Origin of the sequence: Rhodococcus sp. SBT000017 (assembly GCF_003688915.1) — a bacterium.
GTDB lineage: Bacteria > Actinomycetota > Actinomycetes > Mycobacteriales > Mycobacteriaceae > Rhodococcoides.
The window spans coordinates 70,780-97,245 of sequence record NZ_REFU01000004.1; the positions used below are offsets into that span (position 1 = coordinate 70,780).

At 63.1% G+C, this 26,466-nt stretch carries 27 protein-coding genes; 18 read left to right on the forward strand and 9 right to left on the reverse strand.

Annotated features, from left to right (window positions below):
* The first annotated feature begins 174 nt into the window (after positions 1-174).
* The 7 genes from AYK61_RS26180 (at position 175) to AYK61_RS26215 (ending at position 6,844) form a co-directional block, all read left to right on the forward strand.
* On the forward strand, positions 175-1,008 hold the full coding sequence (locus tag AYK61_RS26180) for a DUF2637 domain-containing protein (protein WP_259468304.1): 834 nt from the start codon (positions 175-177) through the stop codon (positions 1,006-1,008).
* Positions 1,009-1,255: 247 nt separating this feature from the next.
* Positions 1,256-1,516, forward strand: a complete 261-nt coding sequence (locus tag AYK61_RS27130) for a hypothetical protein (protein WP_147458419.1) — start codon at positions 1,256-1,258, stop codon at positions 1,514-1,516.
* A gap of 46 nt (positions 1,517-1,562) precedes the next feature.
* Entirely contained in the window at positions 1,563-2,078 is a 516-nt protein-coding gene (locus AYK61_RS26185; protein ID WP_121873791.1) for a hypothetical protein, read from the forward strand.
* Between the two features lie 64 nt (positions 2,079-2,142).
* Complete coding sequence (locus AYK61_RS26190; RefSeq protein WP_147458420.1) at positions 2,143-2,499, forward strand: hypothetical protein; 357 nt, start codon at positions 2,143-2,145, stop codon at positions 2,497-2,499.
* Between the two features lie 1,237 nt (positions 2,500-3,736).
* The gene (locus AYK61_RS26205; RefSeq protein ID WP_121873794.1) at positions 3,737-5,179 is read left to right on the forward strand and encodes an SIR2 family protein; all 1,443 of its coding nucleotides are present in this window, start codon (positions 3,737-3,739) and stop codon (positions 5,177-5,179) included.
* 10 nt (positions 5,180-5,189) lie between these two features.
* Complete coding sequence (locus AYK61_RS26210; RefSeq protein WP_121873829.1) at positions 5,190-6,098, forward strand: DNA-processing protein DprA; 909 nt, start codon at positions 5,190-5,192, stop codon at positions 6,096-6,098.
* A gap of 188 nt (positions 6,099-6,286) precedes the next feature.
* Positions 6,287-6,844 (forward strand): ComF family protein, encoded by a 558-nt coding sequence (locus tag AYK61_RS26215; protein WP_147458421.1) that lies wholly within the window; start codon positions 6,287-6,289, stop codon positions 6,842-6,844.
* 106 nt (positions 6,845-6,950) lie between these two features.
* Here the strand turns inward: AYK61_RS26215 and AYK61_RS26220 are convergent, their stop codons facing one another.
* Positions 6,951-7,472 (reverse strand): recombinase family protein, encoded by a 522-nt coding sequence (locus AYK61_RS26220; protein ID WP_121873796.1) that lies wholly within the window; start codon positions 7,470-7,472, stop codon positions 6,951-6,953.
* A gap of 141 nt (positions 7,473-7,613) precedes the next feature.
* Here AYK61_RS26220 and AYK61_RS26225 point away from each other — a divergent pair, with 141 nt between their 5' ends.
* The 5 genes from AYK61_RS26225 to AYK61_RS26245 all read left to right on the forward strand — a co-directional run bounded on the left by AYK61_RS26225 (position 7,614) and on the right by AYK61_RS26245 (position 13,982).
* On the forward strand, positions 7,614-9,290 hold the full coding sequence (locus AYK61_RS26225) for a Mu transposase C-terminal domain-containing protein (RefSeq protein ID WP_037106687.1): 1,677 nt from the start codon (positions 7,614-7,616) through the stop codon (positions 9,288-9,290).
* A gap of 64 nt (positions 9,291-9,354) precedes the next feature.
* A complete protein-coding gene (locus AYK61_RS26230) occupies positions 9,355-10,260 on the forward strand; it encodes a TniB family NTP-binding protein (protein ID WP_121873830.1) in 906 nt (301 codons plus the stop codon).
* On the forward strand, positions 10,257-11,495 hold the full coding sequence (locus AYK61_RS26235) for a TniQ family protein (protein ID WP_259468306.1): 1,239 nt from the start codon (positions 10,257-10,259) through the stop codon (positions 11,493-11,495). Before AYK61_RS26230 ends, AYK61_RS26235 begins: the two co-directional genes overlap by 4 nt.
* A gap of 307 nt (positions 11,496-11,802) precedes the next feature.
* Positions 11,803-12,855 carry a site-specific integrase gene (locus AYK61_RS26240; RefSeq protein ID WP_121873797.1) on the forward strand — a complete coding sequence of 351 codons (1,053 nt, stop codon included), beginning with the start codon at positions 11,803-11,805 and terminating at the stop codon, positions 12,853-12,855.
* A 119-nt stretch (positions 12,856-12,974) separates the two neighbouring features.
* Complete coding sequence (locus tag AYK61_RS26245; RefSeq protein WP_259468308.1) at positions 12,975-13,982, forward strand: recombinase; 1,008 nt, start codon at positions 12,975-12,977, stop codon at positions 13,980-13,982.
* A 488-nt stretch (positions 13,983-14,470) separates the two neighbouring features.
* Here AYK61_RS26245 and AYK61_RS26255 read toward each other — a convergent pair whose 3' ends face one another.
* A complete protein-coding gene (locus tag AYK61_RS26255; RefSeq protein WP_232433770.1) occupies positions 14,471-14,641 on the reverse strand; it encodes a hypothetical protein in 171 nt (56 codons plus the stop codon).
* A 557-nt stretch (positions 14,642-15,198) separates the two neighbouring features.
* On the opposite strand from AYK61_RS26255, the gene AYK61_RS26260 reads away from it, so the two are divergent.
* Positions 15,199-16,023, forward strand: a complete 825-nt coding sequence (locus AYK61_RS26260) for a hypothetical protein (protein WP_008720742.1) — start codon at positions 15,199-15,201, stop codon at positions 16,021-16,023.
* Here the strand turns inward: AYK61_RS26260 and AYK61_RS26265 are convergent.
* The 3 genes from AYK61_RS26265 to AYK61_RS26275 all read right to left on the reverse strand — a co-directional run bounded on the left by AYK61_RS26265 (position 15,999) and on the right by AYK61_RS26275 (position 18,952).
* Positions 15,999-17,204, reverse strand: coding sequence for a diguanylate cyclase (locus AYK61_RS26265; protein WP_121873799.1), 1,206 nt, complete (start codon positions 17,202-17,204; stop codon positions 15,999-16,001). The two genes, AYK61_RS26260 and AYK61_RS26265, sit on opposite strands and share 25 nt — an antisense overlap.
* Before the next feature lie 79 nt (positions 17,205-17,283).
* The gene (locus tag AYK61_RS26270) at positions 17,284-18,309 is read right to left on the reverse strand and encodes an Rv1355c family protein (RefSeq protein WP_008720739.1); all 1,026 of its coding nucleotides are present in this window, start codon (positions 18,307-18,309) and stop codon (positions 17,284-17,286) included.
* 331 nt (positions 18,310-18,640) lie between these two features.
* A complete protein-coding gene (locus tag AYK61_RS26275) occupies positions 18,641-18,952 on the reverse strand; it encodes a putative quinol monooxygenase (protein ID WP_006247389.1) in 312 nt (103 codons plus the stop codon).
* 107 nt (positions 18,953-19,059) lie between these two features.
* On the opposite strand from AYK61_RS26275, the gene AYK61_RS26280 reads away from it, so the two are divergent.
* The 3 genes from AYK61_RS26280 to AYK61_RS26295 all read left to right on the forward strand — a co-directional run bounded on the left by AYK61_RS26280 (position 19,060) and on the right by AYK61_RS26295 (position 21,699).
* A complete protein-coding gene (locus AYK61_RS26280) occupies positions 19,060-20,001 on the forward strand; it encodes a GlxA family transcriptional regulator (RefSeq protein ID WP_121873800.1) in 942 nt (313 codons plus the stop codon).
* A gap of 493 nt (positions 20,002-20,494) precedes the next feature.
* Positions 20,495-21,274 carry an EAL domain-containing protein gene (locus tag AYK61_RS26290; RefSeq protein WP_121873802.1) on the forward strand — a complete coding sequence of 260 codons (780 nt, stop codon included), beginning with the start codon at positions 20,495-20,497 and terminating at the stop codon, positions 21,272-21,274.
* Positions 21,271-21,699: a hypothetical protein gene (locus AYK61_RS26295; protein ID WP_147458422.1), complete on the forward strand. Its 429-nt coding sequence runs from the start codon at positions 21,271-21,273 to the stop codon at positions 21,697-21,699. The genes AYK61_RS26290 and AYK61_RS26295 overlap by 4 nt, the downstream gene beginning before the upstream one ends.
* 421 nt (positions 21,700-22,120) lie before the next feature.
* Here the strand turns inward: AYK61_RS26295 and AYK61_RS26300 are convergent, their stop codons facing one another.
* The 4 genes from AYK61_RS26300 to AYK61_RS26315 all read right to left on the reverse strand — a co-directional run bounded on the left by AYK61_RS26300 (position 22,121) and on the right by AYK61_RS26315 (position 25,405).
* Positions 22,121-22,852, reverse strand: a complete 732-nt coding sequence (locus tag AYK61_RS26300) for a mechanosensitive ion channel family protein (protein WP_008720716.1) — start codon at positions 22,850-22,852, stop codon at positions 22,121-22,123.
* 547 nt (positions 22,853-23,399) lie between these two features.
* Positions 23,400-24,209: a GAF and ANTAR domain-containing protein gene (locus AYK61_RS26305; protein ID WP_032375669.1), complete on the reverse strand. Its 810-nt coding sequence runs from the start codon at positions 24,207-24,209 to the stop codon at positions 23,400-23,402.
* Positions 24,210-24,323: 114 nt separating this feature from the next.
* Positions 24,324-24,827, reverse strand: a complete 504-nt coding sequence (locus tag AYK61_RS26310; protein WP_080733455.1) for a hypothetical protein — start codon at positions 24,825-24,827, stop codon at positions 24,324-24,326.
* Positions 24,824-25,405, reverse strand: a complete 582-nt coding sequence (locus AYK61_RS26315) for an RNA polymerase sigma factor (protein ID WP_052063197.1) — start codon at positions 25,403-25,405, stop codon at positions 24,824-24,826. The genes AYK61_RS26310 and AYK61_RS26315 overlap by 4 nt, the downstream gene beginning before the upstream one ends.
* Positions 25,406-25,612: 207 nt before the next feature.
* On the opposite strand from AYK61_RS26315, the gene AYK61_RS26320 reads away from it, so the two are divergent.
* Both AYK61_RS26320 and AYK61_RS26325 read left to right on the forward strand, forming a co-directional pair.
* A complete protein-coding gene (locus AYK61_RS26320; protein WP_008720708.1) occupies positions 25,613-26,086 on the forward strand; it encodes an Asp23/Gls24 family envelope stress response protein in 474 nt (157 codons plus the stop codon).
* Entirely contained in the window at positions 26,083-26,421 is a 339-nt protein-coding gene (locus AYK61_RS26325; protein ID WP_008720706.1) for a hypothetical protein, read from the forward strand. Before AYK61_RS26320 ends, AYK61_RS26325 begins: the two co-directional genes overlap by 4 nt.
* Positions 26,422-26,466: the final 45 nt, after the last annotated feature.

Below are 26,466 nucleotides of genomic sequence, written 5' to 3' on the forward strand. Positions count from 1 at the left end.
GCGTCGCGTTCGTATTAATTCCAAACCGACCCCGAAGGCCCCGGTAGTGCGCTCACACCACCGGGGCCGGTAGATCACAGAATGGACCTGCGATCAATGAACAACGCTAGTACTCCCAACGAAACTGTCGAAGACCACCTCGACCACGCCAACACTGTCTTCATCCACCCACGAGTGCTGATCGGTGCACTGGCCACGGCAATCGTCCTGACGGTCGGTATCGCCGCCGCATCATTCTGGCTGTCCTTCGCAGCCCTGCGGGACCTCGCGACGATGGCGGGTACCGAGCCTGGTCGAGCCTGGGTGATACCCGTCGTCCTCGACGGCGCGATCGTCGCCACCACGGTCACCGCAATAGCGCTGTCGCACCATACGGACCCACGAACGATGCGCGGCCGGCGATTCGTCCTCTGCGTTCTTGCTGTTGCAGCCGGCGCGTCAATAGCTGGAAACGCTTACCACGCAACACTGACGTCGACCGTGATGCCAGCGTTCGTCGCAGCTGGCATCGCCACGATTGCCCCTGTCTTTCTCCTCGCGATGACCGAAGTCCTCGCCGTCATCCTGCGAGCGCCACGCGCCAGCCGTGTGGAAACGTCGTTGCCAGAGAACGTGATCGAGAGTCTGCCGAGCCGTGAAGGCGCTCCACAGCCGCCGGCTGAACCTACGAGCGAAGCCAGTACCCAGCAGCTCAGTGACCTATTTGACGCACACGGAGCCCTCCATGACGACGTCTGGACAACGGCGTTCCTTTATCACAAGCATCCCGAAGTGCGGGGGAATTTTGCAGCAGTCGCTCGGATGCTGAAAGTCAAAACCTCAACAGTTACCCGGCGCTACGACAAGCTGGTCCAACTTGTCGTGGACGTCGCGGAATCGAAAGTGCCGAATCATGTACTCGCTCTACATGAAGACCCGAGACAGGAACCAGCAGCAGCAGGCTCGGACACCGCATACGAGGAGCCGCACCAGGCGGTCACCGGTGAGTACGCGGAGGCAACACGATGACACAGCAACGAGCCATCGAGACCTGGGCCGCAGTCCTTACCGCGGCCGCGCACGAGTTCGCCGACCGCGGGTCAAGCCCGGTGACGATCGAGTCGTCATCATCGACATCGACGGCGTCCTGGCCGACCTCGCCTAGGCCATCGACGGTCTCGGCTACACCATCGTCTACTCCACCACCCGACCCCGCTACACCCGGAACGCCTCGGGGCTCTGGCTCACCACCAAAGACTTCCCAACCGGAAAAGCCATGTTCACCAGGCCCGAAACCCCGGCCGGACGGCACCCACAACCGGCCTGGAAGACCAAGATTTCCCACGCCCGAGCCGTCACACACCAACACCGCGCATGGCTACGGGCTTTCATCGACGACGAATCGGCCATGCTCGCCAAACTCACCGCCGCCGAAATCCCCGCCGTCGACGCGCACACACTCGCGGGCCTGACAACAACAGAACTGCGCACAGCACTGGAAGCGCCGACGGCACCCACGACTGGTCGACCGGCCTGACAGAACTAACATCAACGACCCATCGCGACGACGAGAGAGAGCACGAGTGCGAAACCCGTTCAGCCGCCGCGGGACTACCCCGACAGAACCAGCACCCGACCCGACCACGACGCAGGCCGAAACCGGTCCGCTGCCTCCGGCCGACAGGGAACGCGTGCAGCGGTTCATCGCTCATTTCGACAACAGCAAACCGTTCACGGTGCCGGACATCACCGACTGGCAGCACTGGCACGACGGCAAACTAGTGCCCTGGTACATCACCCTCATGCTCGACCACGGCAGGAACAGCGGCCCCGCAGTCGACATCGCCTGCAAAGCCAAAGAACCAGCAGTGGACCGATGGGAAGCCGGCGTGCTCTACCCGACCTGGGAACAGGCCGTCGCCCTCGCCGAACTCGTCGGGGTACGTGTCCGCGACCTTGCAAACCCCGAGGCGGCGCCACAACACCACGACAACCGCCCCCTCACCCGAAAAGAAGGAATGGCGATCCTGTCCTTCGAGCCCGACGCTGTACGTGAGGCCACGGCCACGCAACCCGCACCGCCGGCCGACCTCATTTGAAACATCGGTCGAGGCGCGTCGACTGGCCCATGACCCGGCCACAACGTCGGTACGATCTGCGTTCATGGCAGACGATCAAGGCACCAGCGCACAAGCACAGCGACATGTCGTAGAGGGCCCACGGTGGGTGACCGACGTCGAACTCGTCAGTGAGTGGGGCTTCAAACCCGAAGCCCTCGAAACCCTGTTCGGAGAGCCGACCCCCGGGCCCGACGGCCAACCGTCGTGGCTGGTCAATCACGTCCTGCACGTCGACCAAACCGTCATCAAACCCGCCGCAGACCTACTCGAGTCGAGCCTCCAACCGGTCGACCTCGCAGACCACTTCGACAACCTCGACCTTCGCTCCGGATTCAAAGCTCGACCTAACGTAGCGCAGGCACGTCAGATGCTCGATGCTCTCGCGAAATCTGAAAACTGATCGCGCGGCGTCTGACCGTGCTGGTCCTGGCCGCGTCAGCAATCATCTGTGGCGTCTTGGCATCTCCTACATCCCAGGACCAAGGAGGAGCGAATGCTGAATCGTGGTCCGAAAACTTTCTGAAGTGGCATCAGGGTCCCCTGCTCACCCTCGTCGCAGTGGCCGTGGCTATCGCGATACTCGTTCCACTTCGAGCTCGCGGCGGGCGAATCGTCGCGAGATGGTGTGCAGTAGTTGTCCTTGGGTGCGGGTTCGTGAAGGCACCGTGGATTCTGGGTGCGCTCATGTACATGGCGTTCAACAGCGGAGCGGGTCTTGCCGCGTTATGCGCTGTTTTGTTGTGGGCGACTTCTATAGCGATCCTGGTCTGTGTAGCGAAGCGGAGTCCTATCAGCCAGTCTTGATCCGACCACGACAGACCCCCGCAGCGTCACAGACACGGGATTCAGCCTGCTACACGCACGTCAGCGGGTCTGATCGATTCACGAGTGTCGGTCTTGCCGGCTCCGCTGTCCGGGCGTGTGTGAACACCGACTTTCTGCCGCCCACAAAATTCGTCCATCCGGGCGCCAGGTCGATGATGCCAGCCAAGGAGATGAGCAAGCCCCCTCGGATAACGACTACGCAAAGCGCACTGTTGGCCGAGCAGCTTGGGGCGCACAGCTACTTCCATCGGGTCATCCTGCCTCAGCGGCTTCCTGTGGGTTCAACCGTGCGTTTTGACCATCGACATAACGGATGTCCTGCTCAGTCTGCTCGATGCTGGGTCGCGGGCCTTGCTTCGGACGGCACCGGCCCCGGGTCTCTACACCTGGGCGGCCAGAACCACTATCTGGTCTTCTTCATCGACGAGGTGGCCAGCGGTTCGGTTGAGACCCAATGATCAGACGTCGTCTGGACTGTGGTCAGTGCTGGTCAAGTGCCGTAAATAGCGTTCGGGATTGCTGAGGAAACTCCTGGTCAGCCGAACTGGCTGCGCGTCATCGTAGTCAGTGAGCGCGATAGCGCCGTCGTCGGAGATCTCGTAGATCGTGGCACCTGGTAGTGCAAGCAGGATCGGTGAGTGGGTGGCGATCACGACCTGGCATCGGAGCGCGACAAGGTCGGCCAGTCGCGTGAGCACAGCCAGGCATGCTCTTCGTCGAAGGCATGAGCCGCGCGGTCCGAGTGCGGCGCGCCTAGACACCGGCTCGCTCAAGCCGTCTCGGGCGCAGGTTCATCTTGACATGATGAACCTGTGCCCATCACACACGCTGAGTTTGTTGACCGTTTCGGATCGGCCATCCTCGCCGGCAACGCAGCTATTTTCGTTGGAGCCGGGCTGTCGCGTGCGGCCGGTTTCCCCGACTGGGGCGGCTTGCTCGCGCCGCTTCAGGAACGATGCGGGATACCTCCGCATAGCGACCTTCCCTTGGTCGCGGAATACATCGAACAGGATGTCGCAAATGGTGGGAGGGGTGCGCTGGAAGATCACATCCTGAAGATCATCACCGCTACCGCACCGACGCCGACGCGAGCTCATTTGGATATGCAAAAACTGCCTGTGAAGGAAATCTGGACGACCAATTACGACACTCTCCTAGAGCATTCCATACCGGATGCAGTAGTGATTGCGGGCGAGGACGAAATTCATAGCATCGCGTCGCGGCGCAAAGCCATCATCAAGATGCACGGAAGTATCGGGTTGGACAACACCTGGCAGCAGCCCCCTGTGGTCACGCGCTCCGACTACGAGCGGTACGAAGTCGATCATCCGCGCACCTGGACCGTGCTCCGGTCGTCGTACATGAGTCGTAGTCTGTTGTTCCTCGGGTTCAGCTTCACTGACCCCAACATCGAGATCCTTCTGCGGCTGGCGAGGACTCTCGGAACAGCAACCGGTGACCGCCACGTGGCCATCATGAAGCCTCCGACCGACCCGAGCGACTTGCGGCTTTACGAACTTCGTGCCGCAGATCTCGAAGCGAGCGGTGTGACGATTTGCCAGATCGATGACCATAACGAGATTCCCACCTTGCTTGCCGCCCTGGTACTCCGCACTCGGCCGCCCCAGGTCTTCGTCGCGGGGAGCGCCAACCTGCCGAATCCGACGCCCGAAGAGGAAGATGAGGTCGTCGGCTCCTGGTGCGCCGCAGTCGCAACGCAGCTCGCAGACGAGACTGCATGGACAATAGCCAGCCTTGGTGGACGCGCAGGCTGGTGTGTTTCCCGCGATACAGCTCGATTGCGACGAGACGAAGAGACCTATGAGCCAGATTCGTTGGTCATCCACTTCCGCGGAAAGAATCAACCGCCGGTCACCCTTGAGGAGAGGGTTGGAACGTCGATCTACTCCGACCTTGAGCGTGAGCAACTTGTCGCCGCCGTCCTCGACCAGAGTAGGGCTTTGCTTGCGATATGCGGTGGAAGTAAAACCGCCGAAGAAATCGAATGGGCCGCTCATCGACGGGTCGCCGTCATACCTATCGCAGGATCGGGGGGTGCGGCTGAACGGTACTGGAACGACCACAGGTCGGATCCTCCCGATATCGGCAGCCGGCCGACCGACCCGCGCACGTGGGAGTTGCTCGCTTCACCCGACCCGACTACAGCAGCGCGCGCCGCCAAGCGGCTGCTGTTGCAAGCCATGTACGAGGGTGACGGCACTAAACTTAAGAGGAATGTCGGAGCGGGTTCGTAGAGTAGTGAGCATGACCTCGGACCCACGTATACGCCACACGGCAGTCGTTATGGCGGCGATGGAAATTTTGCCAGCCCAACCCAGCGACCTCACCGGCATCTTGCGGGATCCTGACCAGTTCCGATCGCTTGTGGACCGAGAAAGTCACGCCGACAACTCGGACCTCTTGAAATATTTGCTTGAAGGTATCGATCAAGCACGCGTGGAACATTGGCATAAATGCCTTGATCAGTTGGTCGCAGACGGCGTCGCAACGCCGGTACTCGCGGCGGACCTGTCGGGCGAGTCCGCGTACCCTTACCGATTGCTCCAGTGCTGGGACGCCCCGCCTGTATTGTTCGCAACGGCAACTCCCATAGAACGCGACCGCTCGCACCGTACCGTTGCAATCATTGGAAGCCGTAAGACCAGCGACGAGACGCTCACGGCTGCGCACCAGCTTGGTGCGGATCTGGCGAGGGCAGGCGTCAGCGTTGTCTCGGGCTTAGCGCTGGGGGTCGATGCTGCCGCGCATGAAGGTGCCTTGGCGGCTAACGGTCACACGATCGCAGTCCTTGGAACGGGTATTAGGCAGGTCTATCCAGCGCAGAACGAACAGCTCGCTGAACGAATACGGCACACCGGTAGCCTCGTGTCGCAGTTCGCGCCGAGTGCCCCGCGAACACGGTCTTCGTTCCTTCAACGTAACAACGTGATTGCCGGTCTCAGCGACGTAAGTGTCGTGATGGCAGGCGAGGAGCGTAGCGGCAGCAACCATGAGATCAGACAGGCAATGGGATACGGCCGAACTGTTCTGATGTGGAAGCCGAGCCTCGACAAACAACCGTGGGCTCGACAATTGTCGGAAAGCGGCCGCGCCAGCTTCATTCAGAGCGCGAACGACGTGTTCTCCGTGCTCGACGCTGCGAGCAACGAATGATCAAGGACCTCGATAGTCGGCTCTTGGAATTATCGGATGCGGCCACGACGGACCTCGTTGCGCCACCGGTTGACGACCAGGATTACACGTGTGGCCGCTGCAGAACCTACACCGACCGACTGTCCAGCGACTGCTGGAACTGTGTGCAGAACCGGCAGAGGCTCGGATCTCCGTCATTGCGCTTGGACATGATCTCGCTCTACAAAAAACCCTCTCATCTACGAGATCTACTGACGCAGTACAAAGGCAGAACAGATGGAAGTGAACCGTACATCGAAGAATATGTGCCTGTCGTACAGGCGTTGATCGCGCGCTTTCTTCATGAGCACGGTGCGCGCATCCAGAGCCGCGAGCCAATCGACGTAATTTCGTTCGTACCTTCGACCAGTCGGCCCAGACCGCACCCGCTGCAGGCAGTGCTGGGCGAACTTCAACTAGAGGTTCCGGTGGAAGCCCTCCTCGAACGTGGGACCGGTCAGCTTGATTACAACAAGCCATCCACCGATGCATTCGTAGCATCGAAAAGTCAACACAGCAGGGTGTACTTGATTGATGATGTGTACACCACGGGTGCACGTATTAATAGTGCCGCTGCCGCTCTGAGATCTGCGGGATTCACCGTTGCGGGGGCTTTCGTGATAGCTCGGAGAGTTAACATCGGATACAAGAAAAGTCCGGAGTTCTGGTCTACTCAAGAAGGCAAAGAATTTTCTTGGAAAACAAGTCCGATAGTAAGCGGCATGTGAGATAGTCTCAAAAATTGAATAGATTGCCCTCCCGCACTGCGGTTATGTGACAATTTGCTTTGTCGACGACTAGAATTTCGGTCTCAACAGCTGATGGCGAAGCGCGCTATTTCAGATATCGGTACAGCGTCGACCGCGAGACACCCACGACGTCTCGGATATCGGCCAGTGACATACCGCCGTCACGCATTCGCTTGGCTTGCTTGATCTTCGCGTCTGACATCGAGCGCGGCCGTCCACCCAACCTGCCCTGCGCACGGGCGGACGCCAACCCGAGCTGAGTGCGCTCCCGAATCAAGTTGCGCTCGAACTCAGCCAGCGCCCCGAAAATCGAGTAGATCAACTTCCCACCAGAGGTTGTCGTGTCGATCGACTCCGTCAACGACCGAAAACCCACACCATCGGATTCGAGATCCTCGACCGTCTGCAGCAGGTGGGGCAGTGATCGTCCAAGTCGATCGAGTCGCCACACCACGAGAGTGTCCCCGGACCGCAGATGCGAGACCAGATTCGACAACTCAGGCCGCGACGTCGTCGCACCGCTCGCCGTCTCCACCCATACTCGCGAACACCCAGCGGCGCTCAGAGCGTTCCTCTGCGCGTCGACGCTCTGCTCGGCCGTCGACACCCTCGCGTACCCCTGTCAGTTTCAGAAGTGGGCGTCATAAATTCCTGGGGTTTCACCTCTGATTGCAGTCGTCTTCTGACATTCTGAGTGCAGGAGTGGGCTTCACAATCGGTCACCTGGGTTAGGTGTTCGGAGGCTGCGATGGATGCGGACAAGTTCGACGTCGTAGAGGCGGGTGTGCTGACCGCGTCGGCCGAGCAGTGGGAGCAGGCACGGTCGCGGTTTGCGGTGCTCAGCGGGCTGTTGGATCGAGGCTCGGTCGGTGCCGCAGCGGTCGAGGATGCAGCAGAACAGTTGGGGGTCTCGGCCCGGCGTGTGTACGTGCTGTTGTCCCGGCTCCGGAATGGGGAAGGGGTGGTTACCGATCTGCTGGTCTCCGTGCCCGCAGGCGGACGTGGACGCTCCCGTGTGCCGGTCGAGGTGGAAGACGTGATCACCGAGCACATCAACCGTGAATTCCTGGCTCGCCAAAAGCTCAGTGTCGCTGCACTGCATCGGCGTATCGCGCTGGCCTGTCACCGCGCCGGACTCCCGATCCCAGCCCGCAACACAGTCAATGCCCGGATCGCAGCAATGCACCCAGGCCGTGTCGCACGCTCACGTGGCGGACCGGACGCCGCCAGGTCGCGGCAATCCGCGGGCGATGTCCCGCCGCCGGTGGCGGCCGTTCTCCAGCAAGTCCAGATCGATCACACCGTGGTTGATCTGATGATCGTCGACGAATACGACCGGGCACCGATCGGACGTCCTTACCTCACGATTGCCATCGATGTCTTCAGCCGCTGCGTGCCAGGCTTCGTGGTGACACTCGATCCTCCGTCCGCAGTGTCGGTCGGGCTATGTCTGGGCCGGGTGTGCTCGGACAAAAGCGTATGGATCGACTCTCTGGGCCTCGGTGCGGATGTGCGATGGCCGATGGCCGGAAAGCCGCACCGCCTGTACGTCGACAACGCCTCCGAATTCAAAAGCGAAGCGTTACAACGCGGTTGCGAGCAACACGGAATCGACCTCGGCTACCGCCCACCCGGCAGGCCGCATTACGGCGGGATCGTCGAACGCATCATCGGCACCGTCATGACTCAGGTTCACGAACTCCCCGGAACCACATTCTCGAACCCAACCCAGCGGGGCAGCTACGACTCGGATAGTAAGGCGGCGTTGACGTTACGAGAACTGGAACGCTGGCTGATCCTGGCGGTCGCGGCGTATCACGCAGAGGTGCACGCCAGCCTGCGGCAGAGTCCGGCTGCACAGTGGACCAGCAGCACCGGCACCGCTTTGTCGACGTCGACGGTGGTTGACGAGACCACATTCCTGGTGGACTTCCTTCCCGTCATCCGCCGTCGCCTGACCCGGACGGGGTTCGTCATCGACCACATCCAGTACTTCTCGAACGCTCTGAAACCGTGGATCGCCCGACGAGAGACCTTGGGCCAGTTTGCGATCCGGCGGGACCCACGAGATTTGAGCAGGGTGTGGGTCCTGGACCCCGACAGCGGCGGCGGATACATCGAGGTGCCGTACCGGACGATGTCACATCCAGCGGTGACCTTGTGGGAGCATCGCGCAGCAGTGACACGACTGCGCGAACACGGCCGAGCACATATCGACGAACACGCCTTGTTCTCGATGATCGACAAGATGCGAGAGATCGCTACATCGGCGCAGAAGGACACCAGACGGGCTCGACGTAACCGCAGTCGTCGTGCGCACCTGAGCAGCGTCGTGACATCACCGAACGCGATGGGCCCGCCCGAGCTCGGCCCAGGCACCGACGACGTGTCGGTTCCGATCTTCGACGACATCGAAGAATGGTGAAACGGTGAACAACGACCCCCGAATCACTCCCGCAGGAGACGGCGACGACCGCAGCTGCCAGGACATCGACCCCGGTAGTGCGGATCTGACCCACCTGCGAAGTTCGGTCAGATCGATAGCGGGTCTTCCTGCAGCGCAACGCATCAGGCACATTCGTACGGAACGGTGGATCGGGTATCCGCGTGCACGGTCGGTGATCGAGCACCTCGAGACGTTGCTGGTATGGCCGGATCGGCAACGAATGCCGAACCTGCTACTGATCGGACAGACGAACAACGGCAAGTCGATGATCATCGAGAAGTTCCGGCGTGCGCACCCCGCTGTCAGCTTGCCCGACCGTGAGCACATACCGGTGTTGTGTATGCAGATGCCCCCTGACCCGGCACCCACACGGTTCTACCTCGCGATGCTCGCTGCCCTCGGAACGCCGACCCGGCCACGGAGCCGCGTTCACGAACTCGAACAGCAAGCAGTCACGCTGCTGCGAGCAATCGGGGTTCGTATGCTGATCATCGACGAGCTCCACAATGTTCTCGCCGGCCGCGACAACGTGCGCCGAGAATTTCTGAACCTGTTGAGGTTTCTGGGCAACGAACTACGGATCCCTCTCGTCGGAGTCGGTACCCGAGAGGCGTACCTCGCGATCCGCAGTGATGCACAGTTGGAAAACCGTTTTCACCCCATGACGCTGCCGATCTGGACCAACGACACCGACACCCGCTCCCTGCTGGCGAGCTTCACCGCCAGCTTCCCGTTGCGTGCGCCCTCTCACCTGACATCGACGGAGATGACCGATTACCTCCTCACCCGGTGTGAGGGCACCATCGGCGAACTGGCCACGCTGTTGACCGCGGCCGCAGTGACCGCAATAGAAGCCGGAGAGGAATCGATCACCTCACAGGTGTTGACCCAAACCGCCTACTCCGGGCCCACCGAACGCCGCCGCCACTTCGAACGGCACCTGGCATGACACCAGCCGATGCCCCTGCAGCGCACACGGCGCTCGACCACAGCGCGCATCCGCGGTGGCCACTGCACCCGCAACCACTACTTGGTGAGACTCTGACGTCGTGGCTGGCCCGGACCAGCGAACAGTATTCGTCGATCACCGCCGCGGACCTCCTCGACGGGCTCGGCCTCGAGACTTCGGGCGTGAACCTGGACCGCTACACACCCGAGCCGATATTGAACGCGCTCGCCCAGAGGAGCACCTCTACTGCGGAACGGCTGCGTGAGATGACGTTGGCGGGCTGCACGCCCTGGCTCCTCGACAGCATCGACCTCACCGAATGCGACTTCGACACCTACGTCCACCAGTTCTCTGTCCTACTACCGGCGGGTCTGGCGATGGCAGATCGACGTCGACGCACACCGCCTGCCGGCACATGGCTTCCCTGGGTGAGCACGCTGACTACGCGGGCATGCCCCCTGTGTATCGACGACCTCGACACAGACACCGATATCGCGGTCATGATGGCTCACCAATACCCGATACTGACCAGTTGCACGAAGCACCTCTGCCGGTTGGAATTCTGCGCTGTGGTGCCCGGCAGACTGGTTTTCTGGGACAGGACACCGCCCGGCGCGGACGAACACGCATCACCGATACCGGTCGTGGCGGCCGTCGCAGAAATCGACAGACGCAGCGTCACCGCGTTGACGAGCGGGTCGGTCGAGCTCGGCGGAGGCCGTGTTCATGCAGCAGTGTGGTTCAGGCTGCTGCGCACCGTCGTCGACGAAGTGTCCACACCGCTGGTCCGCACTGGATGGTGGGCGAAGCCACTGAGCGCGATCTGGAAGTCCACCGGCTGTTCTCGACCTCTCCGGACCGCGTGGGTTCCGTTCGAGGACCTGAGGTGGAACGAGCAGTCGACAGTCATGCTCGCTGCCGCAACCGCGATGATCGCGGTCGAGAACGACGAGATATTCGCAGGTGGTGCTGATGCGGCTCTACTGCGCCCACGTTCGCACGAGCCGGTCGATCCGGGGACCGCTCCGACGAGGTCTCGCAGTCCGGTACCGGCCCGCAGCGCTTGGGACGGTGTGATTGCGGCGATCGATGCCGCTGTCGCCGCCGCCCGCGTCGACAGCGACGCCGCCCGATCTCTGTTCGGATTCGCTCGAACGGGGTGCCGCACCGAAGACGACGTCGATGAATTGGCCTCTGCCTTCGTCGAACTCGGCATCCGGCTGGACTGGGACTGAAAGCGCGCGTGATCTCCACACGTTTCTTTACGGTGGCTTTCAGGCGGAAATCGATCGCCCCTGTAGTCACCCACGATTTGTGTGCGGTAACCGACGAGAATTTTCCTTCCCGCACCATCTCGTGCGAAACGCCTGCTCACCGTGTTCTCGATTTAAAAAGTGTGTCCGAGGTGCCCGCTACAGTCCTGCCCATGTCAGAACACCAGCTCGCGGACGGCTCGAACACGGTTCCGGCTGTCGTGTCGGGGGTGGTGCGGCGGTGTTTCCTGATCTACCGCCGGATGTTGCCGCTCGGATCGAGCGCTCGATGGCAGCGTCTCGCTCCGCCGGCACCCGGCGGGCCTACACCTCGGCGTGGCGACGCTTCGAAACCTGGTGCACCGCCACCGGGTATATCTCGTTGCCGGCGCATCCCGCGACGGTGGCGGCCTACCTCGTCGCCGCGGCGGACACACTCACTACGGACGGGACGCGAGCCTACGCACCGTCGACACTGGGCAAATGGGTCGCGGCGATCGCCGACCGACATCGCGGGGCCGGCCACGACAACCCATGCGGCCACGAGATGGTGCGCGCCACCCTCTCAGGTATCCGGCGGGACTACGCGTCTGCGGGGGAGCGGCCCCGCAACCCGCGCGCGCCGCTGCTGACCTCCGACATCACCACGATCGTCGACCACGCACGTCGCAGTTCTGTCGGGTGGGCGGCGGAAGTGCTCGAACGCCGCGACACCGCGCTGCTCCTGATGGGCTACACCGGCGCATTTCGTCGTAGCGAACTCGTCGCGTTGGAATGTCGCGATGTCCGCCGCGACCGCCTCGACGGCGCACACGTACGGATCCGCAAGTCCAAGACCGACCAAGACGGCACCGGAGCAGTGAAAGCACTACCGTTCACCGACCGGCACGAATCCTGCCCGGTCTGCGCGTGGGTGCGATGGCTGCAGATCGTCGCCGCGTTCGACACCGGCGGCAGAGTCGCCATCATTCGGTTACTCACCCGCGCAGCACAATTCGATTCCCATATCTGCCGCGGCACCCTGCCCACCGCCGACAAACCTTCGCCGCTGTTCCGGTCCATCCGCAAGAACGGCAACCTCTCCGACACAGCCCTATCCGGGGCGGCGGTACATGCCGCGATCCGCCGCCGCGCCGCTCACGCCGGCTACGACCCCGACACTGTCGCCCAGCTCGGCGGGCATTCCCTGCGGGCAGGATTCGTCACCCAAGCCTTCCGCAACGGCGCGGACGCGCATGCGATCATGCGGCAAACCGGGCACGCCACACCCGGCATGGTCGAAATCTACGCCCGCGAGAACGCACCGCTGGTCGGCAACGGCGTCACTGACCTCGGATTGTGAGCACACGCGAAGATCGGGGGTCACGTGCGCCGGCGAGCCGACCGGAGTCGGGGGCGACATCTGCAGCCGTCGTCGCCAATCCTGATTCGGTGCATGCGGCACGTAGCGTGAAAGCGTCTGTGGCGGAGCGGGATCGGCACACCTGGTCAATTTTCGAGGACTGGTGCGCCGCTCTCGACCAGCCGGTTTTGCCGACTTCGCCGGAATCGCTTGCTTGGTTCCTACGAGCGCATCCTGCAGCGCCAGGGACGCAACGCCGCCGGATCGCGGTCATCGACGCTGCCCACTACCGCCACGACCTACCCCCACCGGGACGCGCAGAGACCGTCCGGGCTGCCCTCGACGTGGCCCGCGCAGAACGACTGCACGATCTCACTACCCTCATCGGCGGCATCATCGGGCGTCTCCCGGAATCGGGTTGGCCGACAGCGTTGTTCGCGCGACGAGACACCCTGATGCTTGTGTTGGCTTCGACGGGTCTGCCGTCTACGCAGATCGCGGCGGTGCGGATGTGCGATGTCACTGTAGATCTGCAGGCAGATGCTCTACACGTCGAGACAGCCAACGGCGCTCACGCCGTCACCTCGCCCAGATTGGTGAGATCGGGTGTATCCCCGGAGAGTGTGTATCGACGTTGGTGCGAGGTACTCGGGCACTACGAGCGGTACCCGAGCAACGGCATGCTCGCTGATGCCATCGAGGAGGTAGGCGTTACCGAACTCACCGGATGCGACCGGCATTTCAATCCGGCCAGCGAACAGCTACTGCTCACTCCGATCGACCGGTGGGGCCACACCCCGCTGATTGAAGCCCCGCTCACCCCGCGTGCGGTGGCCGACATCGTGCGTATGCACCTGAACGGGCGAGCGCCTACCCACCCACGCCATCGAACTCGGGCTCAGCGCCCCGAACCGGGTCTAGCACCGGAACCCGCATCGACGACGACCTCGTTCGACTCTGGCTACTACGAACGCGGAACACTCGCACGCAGACAAGCCCACGACTTGCTCTGCGACATCGAGTCCGTCTTCGCCGACGTCGAAAGCCGCGCTGAGAAAATGCTGAACGATCTTCTCGAGTTCCTCGACCCGGACGCGGCGGGAGAGTTGACCGATGTCGTCGAGTAGCGAACAACTCTCTGCTGGAACCCAGCTGAGTGAGAGGGTAGAGGCACGCTGGTCGGTCGTTGCACAAGATCCCGCACAGCCTCGTGCGATTGCTGTCGGGGTTGTGGTGTGTCGGTTCCGTCGTACCGCCGCGACGACGGAACCGACACGCCGCATACTGAACCTACCGGGAGCGCACAGACCTCTCGTCGTCCGTATCCGCCACCCATTGGTACCGAAACAGTGGTGACGCTTGCTTTTTCTTCACTATTCGCCGACGCGGCGCGCGCTCATCCCGGCGTCGCGAATACTCGACCAACCGATCCCGTAACGCCGGGTCGAGGCAATCTCGATCATGTGCGTCCAGTCAGTTCCCTCAACCGGGCAGCGATACTCACCCACCCCGAGTCCGAACTCGACGAATACATCCGATGCCGACGCTCCCCCGAACGGCTCCCACAACACGGCAAACGCAACCAACGATCACATTGCTGCTCGGGCGCCACCGCTCACCGTTTCTTTCCGTCGATCTCGGTCAGCAAATCACCGTCGTCGACGAAGGCGAGTTCTCCCGAGTTCAACGCGACAGCCCATCGATGCGGGTGCGCCCAGTCGCGACCCAACGCGGGACCGGAGACAAGTTGATCGGAGTAGTCCTCGACGACGATCCCCGACACCACTTCCCCGCCCCTCCGGAGCTGGACCTCATCACCAATAGCGGGTCCAGAATTTGTGTTACTTCCTGCAGCAACCATGGATGAATTCAAACAAAGTTCGTCACGTATCGGGCACGCAGAGAACCAGACACACCCGCTGGATGGCGAGAGCGAGAGCAGCGCAAGAACTCGACAACGATCGTGTTCCCGATGGGTGCGGATTAGCCCGCAGCCCTTCGTGTGCGGCGAAGAAACCGTAGTCTCGCTCCGCCGTAGGACGACCTGTGCCTGAGCGACATCCGGAGCGAACCGAAGTCGTTGACCGACACATCCTCGCTGAAAACCGGCTCCACGCAACCAGGTGATGTGATGAATCATGAACTGTGCGACTTCCACGCGCTCAATTCAGTGACATAACACATTTGAGCCGCCGTTAACAGACTGAAAGGATGTTTTGAAGCATTCCTCCGGTCCGTAGGCTTGTTTGTTGCACAATAGCTGTGTTAGCTGTTCCACACCGACTACTCGCTCGACATGCCCCAGAAGGGTTATCGGGCACCACCCCCTCAGGAGCCTCATCGATGACGATTCCCATACTTTCGAGCTCGCACTCGGCCGATGCCATCGAGTCCGCAGCCGATCGGCACGCTACGCGCAACTCGTCGGCCAGCCGACAGAGCACACAGACAGACAGGCTCGTCCGTCCCGTCGGTCACGGGCTCGACGTCGGTTCCCGGTCGACGCGCTGCGCCGGTGGAACCATGACATTGACGGCCGCGACACCATCGGGATCCCCGGAACTGTGGTCCCGCTATGTCGAAGGAGCGTGGGAATCGTACTCACGCCATGGTGTCACCGCTGCGCTCGATCTGGACGAAGTCGCCTCCGGCGCCACGACAACCCTGTTCTACGTGGTGCTCGACAGGGCAGGACAGATGCTCGGCGGAGTCAGGGCACAAGGCCCCTACACGATGATCGAGCAGTCCCACGTGTTCACCGAATGGCAGGACTCGCCTGGACTGCCTCTGGTCACCGAACTGTTGCACGCCCGGATCCCCCACGGGATCGTAGAAATGAAAAGCGCGTGGGTCGATGCGGGTGCCGCAGGGCGGACGGTGTCGAATGTGCTGGCTCGGACAGCATTGCCGACGCTCGAACTGACCGGCAGCCGGTACCTGTTCGCCAGCGCGGCCGATCACGTCCTGCGCCTGTGGGAAAGCTCCGGCGGGCGGATCGACCACGCCATCCCGGCCGCGGCGTACCCGAGCGAGCAATACCGGACCGTCATGATGTGGTGGGACATGCACACGCTGGCCCGCAGCGCGAGACCCGAGGTGTGGGAGTCGATGGTCCGCGAGGCCCGCTCATTGTGTGGAAACGCTCAGCGCGTCCCGTCGGCGGCGTGACGGCTGGTCGAGAGTTCGGGGCGGCTCGTTCTCATCTGACCGGACCTGGGGCTGCCCGACCATGTGATCGTGAGTGTGCCCGCGTGGTACGCGCGATCTCGTCCGTCGGCTTTGGCGCGGTAGAGCGCGGCGTCGGCGGCGCGGACGGCGGCGTCGAGCACGTGATCGAGACCGCCCGATTCGCTCGAAGCAACGTCTGCGGAGGGTAACGCCGGGTCACCGGGTGCGATGGGCCGGACGTCGAGCGTCAACGTTCCGATGCTCACGGTCACCCTGCAGTCGGACCGGACTCGATCGAGTATCCGCTCAGTGAGTTCGCGGCCGTCTCGGTGCGGGGCGAGAATCAGGAACTCCTCGCCACCGGTTCGAGCGACGATCGCATCGTTTTCGCCGACCGCTGCGTGCACAGCGCACGCCAGAGTGTCTGCGACTGCAGCGAGCGTTCGATCCCCGGCTGTATGACCGTCGGTGTCGTTGACGGTCTTGAAATGGTCGACATCGACGACGAAAGCAGCCAGTAGTTCTTTCCGCTCGCACGCCTGGTGCACGAGAACCTGTGCACTCGAAAGCAATCCACGGCGATTGAGAAGACCGGTCAACGGGTCCGTGTCGGCCAACCGTTGCAGTTTTTCGTTCACCAACGTCAGGGTTCGGCGCAGGCCGCCGATGAGCGCAACCGGCACCAGCACCGTGGTCGCGGCGGCACCGATCGCAACGGCGGTCACCGCCCAACCGGAGGAACCCACACTGACCACCGACAATGCCGTGACCATGACCACCGAGGCCGCAGACAGGCGCGCGGTGACCCGCGGCGGTGAACTCGACGCAGCGATAGCCGGAACGATCGCCAGCATCGAGGTGACCGCGCGCGTCCCGGACGGATCCGCGACCAGGTAGGCGCTGATAGCGACTCCGGTCATACCCCCGAAACCCAGGACCGCGAACTGACGTTCGCTCAACCGCCCCACCTTGGCAGCGAAGAGCACGGTTACCGCGGTGAACGTCAGCACCACGATGAGAACCGGAAGCGCATTCGGCCGCAAAAACGTCGGAGACAACAGGGCAATGGCCAACAGCGGTACAGCGCCGGTAGCGCTGACAATGACCGCGGTAGTACGGGTATCGAGCCGTGACCGCCACGGGTTTGGATGCCGACGAGACGACTTGTCGATCACGTTCATCCGATGATTCCTCGAATCAGTGTTGGGCGCGATCCCGGCACAGAATGTTTGGCGGCCCTTGTTGTCGTGGCGTGCCCGTTCATCCCCCTGCCGGTCCAACCGTCGGATCGACTCCGGTGCGCACCAACGAATCCAGGTCGATTCGCCGTCGACCGGACGGGAGCGGTTCACCGCGGCCGAATGCCCTCACAGCGGCGGTCACAGCGGCACCACCGAGCGCGACGTCTCCGCCGAGCTGCGGCCAGGTCGAGAGCGTGCGCCCGATTTCCGGCACCGACGCAATCATTCTCGGGGTCAGTTTGGTCGGCTCGAGCAACGTCGCTGCGATCGTGCTCTTCTGCTCGACGGTCATGTCGGCCACATCCGCGGTTTCCATCTCGCCGAGCAGTCCGTGGAACACCGGTCTGTCGGGTTCGAGATCGAAGCGTTCGACATCGAGGACGCCGCCATCGCTGGTCTCCATCACCACGGGGATGCCTCGGGCGCGGGCGTGTTGGCGGACCAGCAGCTTGGTGTCGATCGAGTCGCATTCCTCCACCACGAGATCGAGCCCGTCCAGAAAGCCATCGAGCGTCGCAGCATTCACACCGTCCGGGAACACCTGCACCCTCAGGTACGGGTCGAGCTCGGCGATCCGTCGGGCCGCGACGACCGCCTTGTTCACGCCCAAGTCGAACACCGAGGACGGGACTCGGTTGAGGTTCGAGAGATCGAGCTCGTCGAAGTCGGCCAGACGCAACTCGCCGCACAGTCCTTCCAGCGCAAGGGTGTGAGCGACGGCGTGGCCGACGCTCAACCCGACCACTCCCACCCGTAGGTCTCTGAAGCGAGCTTGTTCCTCGGAGGTGATCTTGTTTCTGTTGCGGTCCAGCCGTAGCTGATCGAAGCCGCGTGGACCGAGGACGCGAACCACTGTGCGCCGCCACGGGTAATGCACCCACCGCATCTCCTCGGAATCACCGGCCGTCGTTGGAAGCAACCGACGAAGCGAGGCCAGCTGTTCGTCTGTCGTGTCGACGACATCGACGTGGGGATCATCGAGCAGAGCACGGACAACCGAGTCCTGTTCACGCTCGGAGGGGTCGAACACGCTGTGCTCTGACATTGCTGATGCTCCGCATCTTTCGGGTGACTGTCGACGACAAAGCAACGCCGATCATGTCCGACGGCCGGGAGGGATATCAGACTGCTTCACGTTACTGAAGACTAGTCGACACGCCTCGCGGGACGGAGGGCAAGTTGACACAGTTGCGCTGCCATGGAACCGCGCTGGCTCTCTCGATGACCACCGGTGAAACAGTGCCGCTCCAGGCTTGCGCCTGGTGTTGCCTGGCCTCCTCGTGATCGGCCCGTCGGGGATCGTCAACGTGGTGCGGGTGTCGAGGCGGTCGGGCCCGACGGCTCGGCGGGGCGCGATCGTCTCGTGCGTTGGCGGACTACGGGAGCTTGGACGCGAGGACGTCGGCCGCCAGGATCTCGGGTGCTGCGCCGAGGAGGTGCTGGTTGGCCATCAGGGCTGCGACGATGGCGCCGTTGGCGTGGGCGTCGCGAGCGGCCTCGTCGGGGAATGCATCGAAGATCCAGAAGGTGTCGGCGTGGGTCCTAGCCGCGAACCAGACAATCGTTCCTACTTCTTCGTTGGCGAGTGCGACAGCGCCGGCGAGCAGATCGGCGAGCGCGTCGTGCTGTCCATCGGCCGCGACGATCTTGGCGACGAAGGCATACGGAAGTGATGCGGGTGTGGACATGAGGGGTTCTCCTTGAAGTCGGGGTTCTTCGTGGGGCGAGTTCAGCGTACGACGAGCGAGGGCCGGTGGGGAGTGGCGTATACGACAGTATTGCTATTGTTCGCGCCATGCGTATCGGACTGATCGCGATCGACGGCTGCTTCGGTTCGGCTGTCGCGTCGGTCATCGACATCGTGCGGGTGGCCGACGGAGCCCGCGGCGATGTCGACCCGCGGATCGACCCGATCGAACTCGCCATCCTCGGACCGAAACGGCGAGTGACCACGACGGCATCGATGACCCTGTCGGTAGACCACCCGCTGTCGGAGTCCGGAGAGTTCGACGTGGTCGTCGTCCCTGCGCTTGGAACCCTCACGGCCGCCGCTACCAACGACGCCCTCCAGAGCCGAGATGCACGTTCGGTCATCGCCTCACTCGGGCGCCTCGACGACGCGACCACCCGGATCGCCGCGGCGTGCACCGGCGTGTTCGCCGTCGCCGAGACTGGACGGATGCATCATCGGCGGGCGACGACCAGCTGGTTCCTGGGGCCGGAGTTCCTGAAGCGCTATCCGACCGTCGCCCTCGATCTCGACACCATGGTCGTGGTCGACGGGAACCTCGTCACCGCCGGCGCCGCGTTCGCCCACATCGACCTCGCGCTCTCACTCGTGCGATCGATCAGCCCCGACCTGGCCCAACATGTCGCCAAGCTCCTCATCATCGACGAGCGTCCGTCGCAGGCGGCCTTCGTCGCCTACGAACATCTCCGGCACGAGGACCCGATCGTCGTCGAGTTCGAACGCTTCGTGCGCGCCCGCCTGGACGAACCGTTCAACGTCGCCTTCGTCGCGCAGTCGCTCGGCATCAGCCGGCGCACCCTCGAACGACGAGTCCGTGCGGCGCTCAACCTCACTCCGCTCGGCTTCGTCCAACGGCTTCGCATCGAACGAGCGCGGCACCTCTCAGCAACCACGGACCTCACCTCCGCCGAGATCGCGCTACGGGTCGGCTACGCGAACGCCGAGACTCTGCGCTCCCTCCTGCGCAGGGAGCGACGCCGTTCCTGACCTATCGCCATGCCTGTAGCCGGTGTCCTAGCGCTCGGTTGGAACCACCTCTCAGCACGTCGCGTCGACGCTCCTGCGTCGCCCCTGGACGACCCACTCGACACGCCCGCAGCACAGGCCATGTGACGTGCCCCGGCTTCCCGGGCGGTCGGGGTTGGGTGGCTGTGATGTCGCTGCGTTCTCGTCGAGGGGGTCAGCAGACCCGATCAGGGTCGATTGGGATGAGCCGCGAAGGCGGTCAGGTCAGGGCGGCCGAAGCCGGCCGGCGGGGTAGCGTCGGACACGTCGAGGTCTTTCGGATGGATGGCGTAGGAACCTCCATCGTCGGGAGACCTCGACGTCTATCTGCGGACCGACGCGCCCGGCCGACCTACACCCTCATCTGGGAAGAGCCGGCAAAGTCCGTAAGCAGACAACGCCCTGCGTGCCTCGACACAGGCAACGACAGTTTCTGTGCACGTGCAGTACGGGGATCGAGAACATGGGGTGAAAGTTGGGCGTCGACGGTGACTTCGATGAGCGTTTCGGCTCACTGAGCTCAGTTTTTCAGCCGATCGTCGACTCGAGGACCGGGCTGGTGGTTGCCCACGAGGCACTGACCAGGTGGCCGGCCTTCCCCGACACGTCGCCGGAACAGATCTTCGACATCGCCCGCACGATGGGAATGGCCGAGGAGTTGGACCGTAGATGCATAGCCTCAGCAGTTGCTGCAGCGGCACAGTTCACCCCCGCCGACCACCCGCCGCGCACGTTGTTCGTCAACATAGAAGCCGACGCAATGTCCTCCGAGAACTCGTCGACTTCGGCCCGCCGCCTCAGCGAACTGTTGCGATCAGGCGGCTCGCAGATTCGGCCCGTCGCGGAATTCGCTGAACGCTCCCTGCTCACCGACCCGGCGCGATTGCTCCGGTCCGCTGACCGACTCCGGCGCGACGGCATCATCATCGCTCTCGACGACGTCGGTGCCGACCCCGATTCGATGGTGGTACTGCCCCTTCTCGCACCCGAGGTGATCAAACTCGACAGATCGCTGCTCGACGACGACCTCCCCGGCGACAAGCTCGCCACCTTGCTTGCCGTCCTTGCCTACGCGAGCCGGTTCGATGTCGCCCTGATCGCCGAAGGAATCGAAACCGAGAGACAGAAGGACAAGGCGATCGCGTGGGGTGCCGCGTACGGACAAGGATTTCACCTCGGGCGGCCCGCCCCCTCGATGCATCCCCGACGTCGTCCTTTCCTATGCTGCCACGCCCTCCTGCGACGAGACCGTTGACAGAGATACTCGACGATCGCGCCACCGACACGACGTCGATCTCGCTGCTCACGTTCATCTCCGATCACCTGCTCGACTTCGCAATGACCACCACCGAAACTCTGACGATCGTGATCGCATTCCGAGAACCCGACTTGTGCACCGCCGACATGGCGCGAACGCTGCAGCATCTGGCACGCAAGCACCCGTATGTGAAGGCACTCGGCGCACCTCGTGCACTGTTCACCGCCACCGACGGGGTACGTCACGCTGACCTGGTTCAACCTTCGAAAGAATCGGTGCCATCGCCGTTATCGGCCAACGGTTCTACTGCGCCCTGGTCGCTCGCCCCCTCGACCCCGACGCTCCAGCGTCGTCGTCGAATCAATGGAGCTACTTCTTCACCGTCGATTCAGCCCAGGTCTGCACTGCTGCACACAGGCTGATCGTGGACAGTACGAGTCCCACCGAACCTGCATCCGAACCGCATAAGTCCAGCGGGCTGGGCTGAGACTCGAAGTTCAACCGTGCTCAACGCCGATGTCTCGGCGAGACATGCACTCAACTGGTAGTACTCGGGCCGACGTCCGTAACACCCTCACAACCGGCGCTGCACAAGTCGAGAACGGTGTATTTCGAGCTCGTGGCGATCGGTCCGTTCGCGGGTGGGAGGGTCGAGCATCTGCCGGAGCGTTCGATCGTCGACCGGACACTGCACCGCGCCGACCCGGCAGCCCGCAGATCGGCGTGCCGTCGGTGACTTGTCGTCGATGTGGCAGGTTGACCGCATGACGTGAAACGGCGCGCGTGGCGGCGGGGTCTCGGTGCGTGGATGTCTACCCACGCACCGAGGTGCATGCCGGTCGATCAGTAGCGGTGCTGTGCTTCGTTCTTGGCGTGCTGGGCCTGCTGCTTTACAGAGGGCGCGTTGGCGGCCTGTTCCTTGATCCGGGGCATTTCGTCCTCGGCCTTGGTCAAGTAGCCCTCCCAGCGCTTGGCCATCGGCTGGACGAGTCCGCCGCCGACACCGACGACGAGAATCCCGCCGAGTGTGGCCAGGACGGCGATCAGGATCGGCGTGGTGACCGTGGTGGCGACACCGATCTGGTTGAGAGCTGCGATGACACCGAAACCGAGGATGAACACCGACGCGATGTTGGCGAGGGTCTTGCCGTAGGACAGTCCGCCGAGGGAGTTCGAGATCAGCTCACGTACTGCGGCTGCGATGGCCGAGGCAACCACGATGATGATGATGGCCACGATCAGGCGCGGGAGGAACGCGATGATCTGGCTCAGGAGCACGCTGATCGGATTAGCGGGGAACACCCCGAATGCCAACTGCAACACAAACAGCACCAAGGCGTAGTAGATGATCTTCGAGACGACGTCACTGGCATCGTATTTGCTGTTCTCGAGTGCTTTCTTCACTCCGCCGCGTTCGACCGCACGGTCGAATCCGACGCGTTCGAGGATGGCCGAGAGAGCTTTTCCGATGGCCTTGGCGAGGACGATTCCGATCACCAGGATCACCAGGAACAGCAGCAGTTTGGGCACGAACTCTGCGATGGTCGACAGAGCGTTGTTGAGTGCTTCGGACATAGTTTCCAGTACTTTCTGATCGTGTGAACGGTGACGAACCGCAAGGGGTCACGCGTCGAGCCTGCGTAACCGCAGAACCGAGGATGAACTCGGACGCGACACGTGCAGGTGATGACTTTGCGACTTGTCACCGAAGGGCGGTGTGCGCTGGGCGGTCGGTGCGCGCCGCACACAGGCGAAGCGGCCCCCAGTGGGGAGTATGCTTCGCGGTCGACCCCGGGCACCCCCGAATCTGGAGGTGCGCGACGCCATCGCGTTCGAAGCCGACCTGTTGTGTGACGACGAGAGCGACCCACACCGTACGCAATAGTGATACAGATCACATTATGTGGTCGCTTGCTGGGATGCGAGCGACGGCTGTAGCTCGACGAGGTCGAGAGCATTGCAGGGTCGGGGTGTCGCCGCCGAAGACAATGCCGCAGCTCGTACCTGCCGATGAGCGGTTGGATACTGCTCTGGAGCCGACACCGGCGGACATGCCGGGGCATGGCACTGACACTGACACTGACATCGGGGTCGGGCGCGGCGGATCTCGGGTGCGAAGCAACTATCCCGGTGCAGTGGTGGTCAGTGTGTCGATGATGTCGTGGGCGATGTCGCGGAGTTTGCGGTGCGAAGTCTGCGATTGGGAACGCATGAGCGCGAACGCGGCGTCGGCATCGATGCGGTGCAATGCCATGAGCATGCCTTTGGCCTGTTCGATGGGCGCACGATGTTCGATTGCTTCGCGCAGAGCGATCGATACTTCGGATGCGGACTTGAAGCGTGCGTAGTCACCGATCGCGCGTGCGGTGGCGGTGGTGAGCACATCGAGGACGTCGGCGTCGAGTGCGTCGAATGCTGCGGGCGCGCGGCCGTAGAGGTTGAGCGCACCGAGAGTGATGTCCGCGGTACGCAGCGGCGCTGCGAGAAACGAGTGGATGCCTTCGCGCGCGGCGTCGGCGGCGAACCCCGGCCAGCGCTGCTCGCAGTGATCGACATCGACCAAGACGATCTCGCCGCTGCGGGCAGCGTGCAGGCAGGGCCCGTCACCTGCGGCGTATTGACGAGCATCGACCTCGAGGGTGCGATCGTCGGTGTGGACTGCGGTGTAGATGCTGCCGCCGAGTTCGATGGTGACTCCGGCACTGTCCGCGCCGTCGATGGCGTCGGCGGCGACCTCGACGATGCGCTGCAGGAGCACGACCAGATCGTCTTCGTCGGATATCGATCCACCGAGCGCGATGAGCATCGCTCCGAGCTGCGCCGGGTCCAGGCCCTCTCTGGCGGCAGCCGTGGCGATATCGGAGGCGTCGTCGGTGGCACCGATCGGTGTGGCGGCCAGGATGGAAGCGCTGGTGGCATCGGTGTTGTCCATGGCCCCTGATGAAAGCACACGCGTGGAGGTGAAGCGACGCCAGATGGCACGGGAGTGATGGTCGGTCTGGAAGTACATCGTAGAAAGTGAAAATAGGCGGCGGCTGACCGCCGGTCACGACGTCAGCGGATTGCCGTCCACGATGTCGGTGACTGCGACATCGACCGCAGGACCGCCGCGGGTAGAGCTACTTCCGTCTCCGGAGCCGACCGGAGTTGTACCCATGATGTCGTCGACGACATCGAGTACGGTGCGGCGGATTCGGTCGGCGAGGATGTCGAGTTCGCTGCCGTATCGGGCGGTGAGTTCGACCCTTATCGTGCGCAGGTGAGCATTGTCGGTGAGCACCTCTATGACACGCGGGACGCAGATCTCGTCGAGACGCACTGCACGTGCGATCGCGCCGCGAAGAACGAGATCGCTGACCGCGAGTGTTCCGAGGGCCGAGGTGTCATCGCTGACCCCGGTCTCGCTCATGTCGATCGGCCAGCCTCCGCGCGGGGCGGCGCGAACGGCGTCGACCACCGCGCCGGCGATTCGGTCCCACCCAGGTTCGGGTAGCTCTCGCAGGACGGTGCAGGCTCTTGTCCAGAATGCAGCGACAGGATCGTCGTTCATCGCCACCTCATCAGTCGTTGACTCAACATCGCGCGGGCGCGACGATGCTGGCCCCGCACAGCATCGGGACTCAATCCCAGAGCGGCTCCGATTTCCGGAAAAGTGTGCCCCTCGATTTCCCGTAACACCCATGATGCACGCTGACGCAGAGGAAGCTCGGCGAGTGCGGCTTCGAGTGCCTCGACGAACTGCGCGTTGGAGGCGAATTCGAACGGGTCGACCGCCCGGGGATCGGCGAGGGGCTGGAGCAGTTTGTCGTCGACAGGTTGGGCATGTTTGACGCGGGTGGAATCGATCACCTTGCGCGAGCAGATGGCGAACAACCAGGTCCGCACCGCGGAGTCGCCTCGGAAGCTGGACAGTTGTCGCCATGCCGCGACGAACGTGTCCTGTACGACCTCGTGGACCGCGCCCTCGTCGCGCAGCATGCGCCGCGCATATCGATGCAGCACAGGGCCGTGCCGCAGAACCAGGGTCTCGAACGCGGTGCGGTCGCCGGCCACCGCTGCGTCGACCAACACACGGTCACTGACCTTGGAGGAGAGAGATAGCGACGGCAGAGAAGAGCGTGGTGTCATCGCGGCACTCCTGTCCCATCGACGCCGTCGTGGGTATGAGGCAAGTGCGGCGCGCCGAGGTCGGCTGGCCCGTCCACAGAGATCTACACCCGCGACCCCGACCTCAAACGTGATATAGATCACATCAAGGCGGTGTCCGGTCCGGCAGGTTCGATCCGTCCTCCCTGATGTACGCCCACTTGCCTCCCCTCGGAAGGACCATTTTCGATGACCAGCACCACGCCCACCGCACCCGCAGTCACCACGGACGAAGCAGGCTCATCGCGTAGTTCGGCTCTGGTGAGCAGTCAGGGCAAGACATCGATTGCCGACACGGTGGTGTCCAAGATCGCCGGGCTTGCCACCCGCGAGGTACACGGGGTCTACGACCTCGGCGGGGGCGCATCCCGCGTCGTCGGTGTCCTGCGTGACCGCATTCCAGGTGCGTCGGTCAACCACTCGCAGGGTGTCTCGGTCGAGGTCGGAGAAAAGCAGGCCGCCGTCGACATCGACATCGTCGCCGAGTACGGAGTAGCCATTGCCGACCTCGCCGCCGGTATTCGTCGTAACGTCATCGCAGCACTCGAGCGGATGACCGGCCTCGAGGTCACCGAAGTCAACATCGCTGTCCACGACGTACACCTCGACAACGAGTCGGATGACAAGGACAGTGACGAGTCCACGATCACCCGGGTGCAGTGACTTCGGCGAAGCAACCCGCGGGCGCTGACGAGGTCGACCTGCTCGCTGCAGCGGTGCGCGCGGTCCCTGGCGTCGCAGCCCTGCATCCCGGAATGTTCGGGGAGGTCGGAACCTACCTACCCGGTCGCCGAGTGCCGGGGATCCGCACCGTCGGTGATGTCACCGAAGTGCACGTGAGCATCGTCTTCGACGCCTCGGTCCGCGACACCGCCGTCCGTGTCCGCAGCGTCGTGTCCGCTCTGACCGGCGGCACGGTCGACGTCACGGTCGAGGACGTCGTACCGGGGTCGACAGCCGAACCCGTCGACAGCGGACCTGCACGCGAGCGGCCGTGACGGAGCCGGCGTGCTCCCTACCGTCCCCGGACAGTGACGCCGGTG